Source organism: Flavobacterium sp., from assembly GCF_044371705.1.
Lineage (GTDB): Bacteria > Bacteroidota > Bacteroidia > Flavobacteriales > Flavobacteriaceae > Flavobacterium.
Genome location: NZ_JBILTE010000123.1, coordinates 1 through 7,508, shown reverse-complemented (window position 1 = coordinate 7,508; position 7,508 = coordinate 1). Strand labels below are relative to the sequence as shown.

At 36.2% G+C, this 7,508-nt stretch carries 9 protein-coding genes; 6 read left to right on the top strand and 3 right to left on the bottom strand.

Annotation, left to right across the window (positions count from 1 at the left end):
• Positions 1–1,116 (top strand): NAD(P)/FAD-dependent oxidoreductase (locus ACIQ2S_RS09250; RefSeq protein WP_396175249.1); only part of this gene is annotated, 1,116 nt, incomplete at its 5' end.
• A 154-nt stretch (positions 1,117–1,270) separates the two neighbouring features.
• Here ACIQ2S_RS09250 and ACIQ2S_RS09245 read toward each other — a convergent pair.
• A complete protein-coding gene (locus ACIQ2S_RS09245) occupies positions 1,271–1,774 on the bottom strand; it encodes a DUF456 domain-containing protein (protein ID WP_396175247.1) in 504 nt (167 codons plus the stop codon).
• 60 nt (positions 1,775–1,834) lie between these two features.
• Between ACIQ2S_RS09245 and ACIQ2S_RS09240 the strand changes: the two genes are divergently transcribed.
• Entirely contained in the window at positions 1,835–2,308 is a 474-nt protein-coding gene (locus ACIQ2S_RS09240; protein ID WP_396175245.1) for a hypothetical protein, read from the top strand.
• Between the two features lie 4 nt (positions 2,309–2,312).
• Here ACIQ2S_RS09240 and ACIQ2S_RS09235 read toward each other — a convergent pair whose 3' ends face one another.
• On the bottom strand, positions 2,313–3,401 hold the full coding sequence (locus tag ACIQ2S_RS09235) for a glycosyltransferase (protein ID WP_396175243.1): 1,089 nt from the start codon (positions 3,399–3,401) through the stop codon (positions 2,313–2,315).
• A complete protein-coding gene (locus ACIQ2S_RS09230) occupies positions 3,398–4,336 on the bottom strand; it encodes a lysylphosphatidylglycerol synthase domain-containing protein (protein ID WP_396175241.1) in 939 nt (312 codons plus the stop codon). Before ACIQ2S_RS09230 ends, ACIQ2S_RS09235 begins: the two co-directional genes overlap by 4 nt.
• Before the next feature lie 54 nt (positions 4,337–4,390).
• Between ACIQ2S_RS09230 and ruvC the strand changes: the two genes are divergently transcribed.
• From ruvC to ACIQ2S_RS09210, 4 genes are all read left to right on the top strand, one after another.
• Complete coding sequence (ruvC, locus tag ACIQ2S_RS09225; RefSeq protein ID WP_396175239.1) at positions 4,391–4,945, top strand: crossover junction endodeoxyribonuclease RuvC; 555 nt, start codon at positions 4,391–4,393, stop codon at positions 4,943–4,945.
• Positions 4,946–5,012: 67 nt separating this feature from the next.
• Positions 5,013–6,146 (top strand): radical SAM family heme chaperone HemW, encoded by a 1,134-nt coding sequence (gene hemW / locus ACIQ2S_RS09220; RefSeq protein WP_396175237.1) that lies wholly within the window; start codon positions 5,013–5,015, stop codon positions 6,144–6,146.
• Between the two features lie 142 nt (positions 6,147–6,288).
• Positions 6,289–7,071, top strand: coding sequence for a cyclase family protein (locus tag ACIQ2S_RS09215; protein WP_396175235.1), 783 nt, complete (start codon positions 6,289–6,291; stop codon positions 7,069–7,071).
• A gap of 99 nt (positions 7,072–7,170) precedes the next feature.
• Entirely contained in the window at positions 7,171–7,395 is a 225-nt protein-coding gene (locus ACIQ2S_RS09210; protein WP_396175233.1) for a hypothetical protein, read from the top strand.
• Positions 7,396–7,508 lie beyond the last annotated feature (113 nt).

Sequence of the window (7,508 nt, the reverse complement as noted above, 5' to 3'; positions counted from 1 at the left end):
ATATTGGAACGCGGAAAGGAAGTGCTCACGAAAGTCCGCGTTTCCGGAGGTGGGAGATGCAATGTGACTCATGCTTGTTTTGTACCCAATGATTTAGTAAAATTTTATCCTCGAGGCGAAAAAGAATTGCGTGGCCCGTTTCATCAGTTTTGTTCCGGTGATACGATTGAATGGTTTGAAAAGCACGGCGTCGAATTGAAAATAGAAGAAGACGGACGTATGTTTCCGGTAACCGATTCATCACAAACCATTATTGATTGTTTTTTAAATGCTACCAAAAAACACGACATTGAAATCTTAACCGGACAAAGTGTGCAATCCCTTTTTCAAGCGGAAGACTCTTGGAAAGTGGAAACCAATCACCAAACCTTTCGTTGTAAAAACCTTGTACTCACTACCGGAAGTAATCCGAAAATTTGGGAACTCTTGGAAAAATTGGGACATACAATTGTTCCTCCGGTTCCGTCGCTATTTACATTCAATATCAAGGATCCTAGAATAAAAGATTTGATGGGCGTTTCGGCATTTGCTTCTGTAAAAGTCCAAAACTCCAAACTTGAAGCATCCGGCCCACTTTTAATTACCCATTGGGGCATGAGTGGTCCGGGAATTTTACGGCTATCTGCTTGGGGAGCTCGCGAATTGTTTGATAAAAATTATCAATTTGTTTTGGAAGTCAACTGGCTAAACGATGCTACTGTAGAAGAAACCGAAAACCATTTAAAAGAGTTAAAACTGGAACATGCTAAAAAAGTAGTCAGTAAAAAATCGCCTTTCGACTTCCCGAATCGGTTGTGGGAAAATCTGGTGGTTGCCTCTGAAATTTCTTTGGAAACCAAATGGGCCGATTTGACCAAAAAACAACTTCAGAATTTGGTTGCACAACTCACGTGCGGAAAATATCAAGTAAACGGCAAAAGCACTTTTAAAGAAGAATTTGTAACCGCCGGTGGCATTGATTTAAAAGAAATCAATTTTAAAACGATGGAAAGCAAGCTCTTACCCAACGTTTTTTTTGCGGGAGAAATTGTCAATATTGACGCGATCACGGGCGGATTTAATTTTCAAAATGCTTGGACGAGTGGTTTTATTGTGAGTGAGAGTATTTGTTTGTAGCACTCTTCCCTTCCCGGGATTGTAACGAAAAGCCCACAGCAACAAAGCTTTCAAATGCTTAAAGTGGCAAAGCGACCAGCGGAAGCTCTTGCCGCTTTTTAGCATTTTTAGCTTTGGGGCGAGGACTTGAAGTGAAAAGCCCGATTAGGCCCCACTAATAAATAAAATTATACCGGTATTCCCAGAATTTTACCAAAAACAATCCCAGAAAAATAACAGAAACCACAAACTTCATAAAAGTGGATGCCAAGAATCCGATAAAGGAACCGGTGGCGGCTTTCATGGCTTTTTTAGAATCGGTTGAATCATGAATCATTTCACCAATAAACGCTCCCACAAACGGTCCGATAATAAACCCTAACGGAATCGGTGCAAAAATCCCAACGATTAAACCAATGTTTGTCCCCCAAATTCCATATTTACTTCCGCCAAAACGTTTGGTCCCTTTTGCCGGAATTACATAATCAAGCACTCCAACAATCACGGCAACAACTAAGGTGATTCCCAAAACGGTATAGCTCATTGGTATTGCCTCTGTTAGATACAAAAGCAACAAACCAACCCACGAAATGGGCGGACCCGGTAATGCAGGCAACAGACTTCCAACAACGCCAATAAGCATACACATAAAACCGATAAAAAGAAGTAGGTAATCCATAAAAATAATTTCTTACATTTGGTTTATCAAAAATACAAGTTGTTTGCATACAAACATATAATGAATAAAATTCTTTCGCTAACTTTATTATTTCTACTCGTTTCCTGTCAATACTTCGATAAGCAAGTGCCATCGGAGGACGAATTGCTACAAAAACGTTTAAATGAAATCAATTGGAAGGAAGTCACCGTCTATCCATCAGTAGCGGAATGCGACAGCATTTTTGACAAGGAACGGAAGAAAGAATGCTTTTTTAAATATCTTTCACAAATTATTCAAAATAAAATAGCTCCCGATTCGTTAACAGTCAACGCTTCAATTATTGACACGATTGATGTTCGCGTGACTGTTTCAGCTGATTCACAAATAACTTTCGAACCGCTATTTACTTCTGACAGTACGTCGTATAACAAAGCGAAAATTGACAGCATAATTAAAAGCAGACTGGTTGATTTTCCAAAAATTGAACCTGCTCAAAAGGACGGAATTCCTGTGAAAACACAGTTTATTTTGCCTGTGATTATCAAAGAATAAAAAATCAGAAGCGTCTTCCTTTCCATTGATACGATCCAAAAAGCGAATAAAAAGCAACTGCTGTACTGAAAAAAGGATAAATGAGTGCTGTTAAGAAAATGGATTTCATCTGTTTTTTGTAGAATACTGCTGTTCTTCTTGCTAGTAAATAATCGACTAGAACTTTAATAAAAAGTATAAAAGCACATTCGTATCTTCCAAAAATCAAACCCAAAAGTGCAACGATAAAAGTTAAATTTCCAAGCAATACAACCAATGCCACCATTTTTCCAAAAGGGGAAGAATACTCGGTTGATTTTCCCGCCCAACGAACTCTTTGGTAAAAAAGTTCTTTCCATGAAGAAGCAACTTTTGTTTGAACCAGGAAATTCGATTTTACCAAAAAACCCACTTTCTTCGGATAGTACTGTACTGCTTTTTGAAGTAGAAAAACATCGTCGCCACTGGCAATTGTATTGTTCCCTTCAAAACCGTTCAGCTGCTGAAATAAACTTTTGGAATAGGTAAAATTAGCTCCGTTACACATAAATGGTTGCTGCATTCCAAAGCTACCAATGGTTACCGCCTGCAAACTTAAGAGTTCAATTTGCTGAAAATCATACAAAAATCCGTCTGCTTTTTTAAACAAAACTGGTCCGCAAACCATTTCTTTTTTAGTTTGTTGAATATAGTTATTCAAATCTAAAAGCCAATTTTCAGGAACGATACAATCCCCATCGGTAGTAACAATCCAATCATACTTTGCTTGTTTGATAGCCGTTTGAATAGCGTCCTTTTTGGGTGAATTGGATTTTCTTTGATTTGGAACGAGTTGAACTTGAAACTTCAAACCTGAAACTTGAAACTTTTCTAATGAATCATCATCCACCAAAATCACTTCAAATTGATCGGTTGGATAATTTAAATTTTCAAAGGATTGTAAAAGCATTGGAAGATTGGCTGCTTCGTTTCGAAAAGGCACTACAATTGAAAAACAAGTTTCAGATTTTGATTCAGAAAATGGAAGCACTTTTACTTTACTGGTGCCAACGATAAAAAGCACTAGCAGGTTGGCATAAATAAAAAGTATCAATAGAAGTACAATTGTTATCATGCTTCTTTTAGTTTAAAACGCATGACAAAAAAACTTCCAATAACCACAGGTAAAACTAAATTCAAAAGCCACATTAAAAAAGTAATTGAAACGACAATCCATTCATTTACACCCAATTTTCCAAACAAAAAAACAGCGACACTTCCTTTGATTACTAAATCCATCAGATGAATTGTTGGAACAATTGACGCAATAAAATACATGACGAATATAGTTGCAATTGCTGTTGGATACGGCAGGGAAACACCAAACAAAACCAATAAAAAGTAAAACTGATGCGAAAAAATAAAATAACGCAACGTTGCCAATTGAAAATTAGTCCTATAAATATTTCGAGGTACTTCTTTTATTTTAACAATCAATTTTGTGAAAGTAAAACCATAAATAAATTCGCGGTTACGAAACGCGTAAGCAAGGGTTAGAAGAATAATTAACAGAATTGCTATCACTAAAATTTCAGTATAAATCCCCTGGAAAAACTCCAAATGTAAACCGGTTATTACTAATCCGAAAACTCCAAAAAAAGTGGTGACAATCATTTGGGTACTGTTTCCAATTAAATTCAGCAACACAATTTTTTTAGCGTCTTTTTTGTCAAAATAAAGCATTTTCGCACCGTATTCGCCTATTCTGTTTGGGGTAAATATGGAGGCTGTTAAAGAACCTAATGTCTGTTTCATTGATTCTTTAATGGAAATTTGACATATGTACGAGACCAAATTTTGCCATTTTAAAATTTCCAAAATCCAGTTAATCAGACTTAACGATAGTATGCCTAAAAAACCTAAAACAGAAAACTGACTCCCAATTTTCATCCAATCGGATGTGTTATTCGCTTGCAATTGATGATATAAATAGTAAAATGCTCCAGCAACTATCAAAAGTTTCGCGAGAACCAAAAGGAATTGTTTAGCTTTGTGAGGAATTGCAATCATTGTTACAAAGAAACAAACTTCAAACCTGAAACGTCAAACTTTAAACAAAAAATATTGTCAAACGAACGCATCATTTTAGGCATCGACCCCGGAACCACCATCATGGGATTTGGTTTAATAAGAGTCGTCAATAAAAAAATGGAATTCATTCAGTTGAACGAATTAATTTTGAGTAAATATAACGATCATTACACCAAGTTGAAAATCATTTTTGAACGTACGATTGAATTGATTGAAACCCATCATCCCGATGAAATTGCGATTGAAGCCCCTTTTTTCGGTAAAAATGTCCAATCCATGCTCAAACTCGGAAGAGCACAAGGCGTAGCAATGGCTGCCGGATTATCGCGACAAATTCCCATCACCGAATACGAACCCAAAAAAATAAAAATGGCCATCACCGGCAACGGAAACGCCAGTAAAGAGCAAGTAGCCAAAATGTTGCAGCAATTATTAGATTTGAAAGAATTGCCAAAAAATTTGGATTCTACCGATGGTTTGGCGGCAGCTGTTTGTCATTTTTTTAATTCGGGGAAAGTGATTGGAGAGAAAAGTTATACTGGTTGGGACGCGTTTGTGAAACAGAATGAGAACAAAATTAACAAATAAGGCAATTTGTAAATGTGCCAATTGGATTGAAAATTGACTAATTGACTAATTGAAAATTGACACATTAATGAGCGGCATCTACATACACATCCCTTTCTGCAAACAAGCTTGTCATTACTGCGACTTCCATTTTTCTACTTCCCTGAAAAAGAAAGACGAAATGGTTTTGGCTTTGGCTAAAGAAATCGCCATGCGGAAAGAAGAATTCAAAAATGATGTGGTTGAAACCATTTATTTCGGCGGTGGAACGCCTTCTGTTCTAGCTATTGAAGATTTACGATTGCTGATTGAGGAAGTTTTTAAAAACTATAATATAGTTGAAAATCCGGAAATAACAGTTGAAGCGAATCCTGATGATTTGGATAATGAGACAATTCGTCAATTAGCCAATTCGTCAATTAACCGCTTATCCATCGGCATCCAATCCTTTTTTGAAGACGATTTAAAATTGATGAATCGTGCTCATAATGCTGATGAAGCTAAAAATTGTTTGGAAGAAGCGACGAAACATTTTGACAATATTTCCCTCGATTTGATTTACGGAATTCCCGGAATGAGCAACGAAAAATGGATTCAGAATATCGAAACGGCTTTATCGTTTGGCATTCCGCATATTTCGAGTTATGCGTTAACTGTAGAGCCAAAAACAGCTTTACACTCATTTATTCAGAAAGGAATAATTCCTGCACCGGAAGACGAAGTAGCTCAGGAACATTTTGAAATTTTGGTTGAAAAACTGGAAGAAGCCGGATTCATTCACTACGAATTATCCAATTTTGGGAAGGAAAACTATTTCTCTAAGAACAATTCGAGTTATTGGTTGGGAAAAAAATACATCGGTATTGGTCCGTCAGCACACAGTTATGATGGCGAAAAACGAGGTTGGAATGTGTCAAATAATATATTGTATATAAAGTCGATTCAGGAGGGAAAATTACCGCTTGAAACCGAAACGTTGTCCAAAACCGATCGGTATAATGAATATGTGATGACGGGATTGCGAACCATTTGGGGGATTTCACTCGACCGAATTCAAACCGAATTTGGTCAATCCTATTTGGATTACCTCAACCAACAAGCGGCCAAATACATTGAAGATCATTTACTTTTTGTGGATGACAACATTTTGCGAACCACTCGAAAAGGAAAGTTTTTGAGTGATGGGATTGCTTCTGATCTTTTTATGTTGAATTTAGGATAATTTTTAACATTAAGAAGTTAAGGATAATTAAGGTTTTCATTAAGTCTTAAGTTATTTTATTAAATTTGGAAAGGTTTTATTATTTCTTAATGAAACTTAATGAAATAGCCCTTAATTTCTTAATGTTAAAAAAGTTGAAACATTGAAAGCAACCATCACCCACCAAAACCAAACCTTCCAAGTAGATTTATCAAAACCCATTGATATTTCGCTGCCGTTATCCAATACCGAAAACAATCCCATTGCGTGGTACATCGAGAAACCCCAGATAGAACCTGTTCGATTCGGTTCATGGGTGGGAAGTGTGAAAGGTGGAGCTACCACCAATTTCAACAACATTTTTTTTAATCCGCACGGACATGGGACGCACACGGAATGTTTGGGACATATTACCAAAGAATTTTACTCTATCAATCAAGCATTAAAAACATTTTTCTTTACGGCTGAACTAATTTCCATCCAACCGGAACAACAAGGAGACGATTTTGTGATAACAAAAAATCAAGTGGAAAAAGCATTGAATGTACAGACCTTGCACCGCAACGTCTCCCCTGAAGCCATTATCATCCGCACCTTACCAAATTTAATCGAAAAAAAATCAAAAAATTATTCCCACACCAATCCGCCTTATTTACACGAAGAAGCGGCTACTTTCATTCGAGAAAAAGACATTCAACATTTATTAATCGACCTACCAAGCGTTGACAAAGAAAAAGACGAAGGCAAATTATTGGCTCACAAAGCCTTTTGGAATGTTAAAGACGTGAATGATTTGAATGATGATGCACGAAAAAACGCCACGATTACGGAGTTGATTTTTGTGGATGATGCAGTAAAAGATGGTTCGTATTTATTGAATTTGCAGTTTGCTTCTTTTGAGAATGATGCGAGTCCGAGTAAGCCTATTTTGTTTCGTTTGGAATAAACGAAACACTTTAAAGTCCTAGCTACCAATTATATAGTTTTCGAACTATCGATTTTACATTTTTTTTCAGTAACTTTGTTAAAGTAAAATTTTCATCAAATGAAAAGCATCATTGTATATCCTAAAAATGAAAAACAGAAAAACCTTCTTCAATCTTTGCTAGAGGAGATGAAGGTTAGATACATCATTGACAAATCTGAAAAAAATGCTTCCATGACTCAAGAAGAATTTTTTGCCAAAATAGACTCATCGATTCAACAAGCTGAAAAAGGTGAAACCAAAAAACTATCAAAACAAGAACAAAAAGCACTTTTGGGACTATGAGTTATGCTATTGAACTCACCAATCAAGCTTTTGAAGATATTGAAAAACATAAAAAGTCAGGTGATAAAAAAGTTTTACTCAAAATTGACAAGCTCTTAAATGAATTAAGAGAA

Excerpts from the sequence above, each read along its gene's own strand:
- ACIQ2S_RS09245 (WP_396175247.1), bottom strand. The coding sequence starts at position 1,774 with ATGGATTACCTACTTCTTTTTATCGGTTTTATGTGTATGCTTATTGGC.
- ACIQ2S_RS09240 (WP_396175245.1), top strand. The coding sequence starts at position 1,835 with ATGAATAAAATTCTTTCGCTAACTTTATTATTTCTACTCGTTTCCTGT.
- ACIQ2S_RS09235 (WP_396175243.1), bottom strand. The coding sequence starts at position 3,401 with ATGATAACAATTGTACTTCTATTGATACTTTTTATTTATGCCAACCTG.
- ACIQ2S_RS09230 (WP_396175241.1), bottom strand. The coding sequence starts at position 4,336 with ATGATTGCAATTCCTCACAAAGCTAAACAATTCCTTTTGGTTCTCGCG.
- hemW (WP_396175237.1), top strand. The coding sequence starts at position 5,013 with ATGAGCGGCATCTACATACACATCCCTTTCTGCAAACAAGCTTGTCAT.
- ACIQ2S_RS09210 (WP_396175233.1), top strand. The coding sequence starts at position 7,171 with ATGAAAAGCATCATTGTATATCCTAAAAATGAAAAACAGAAAAACCTT.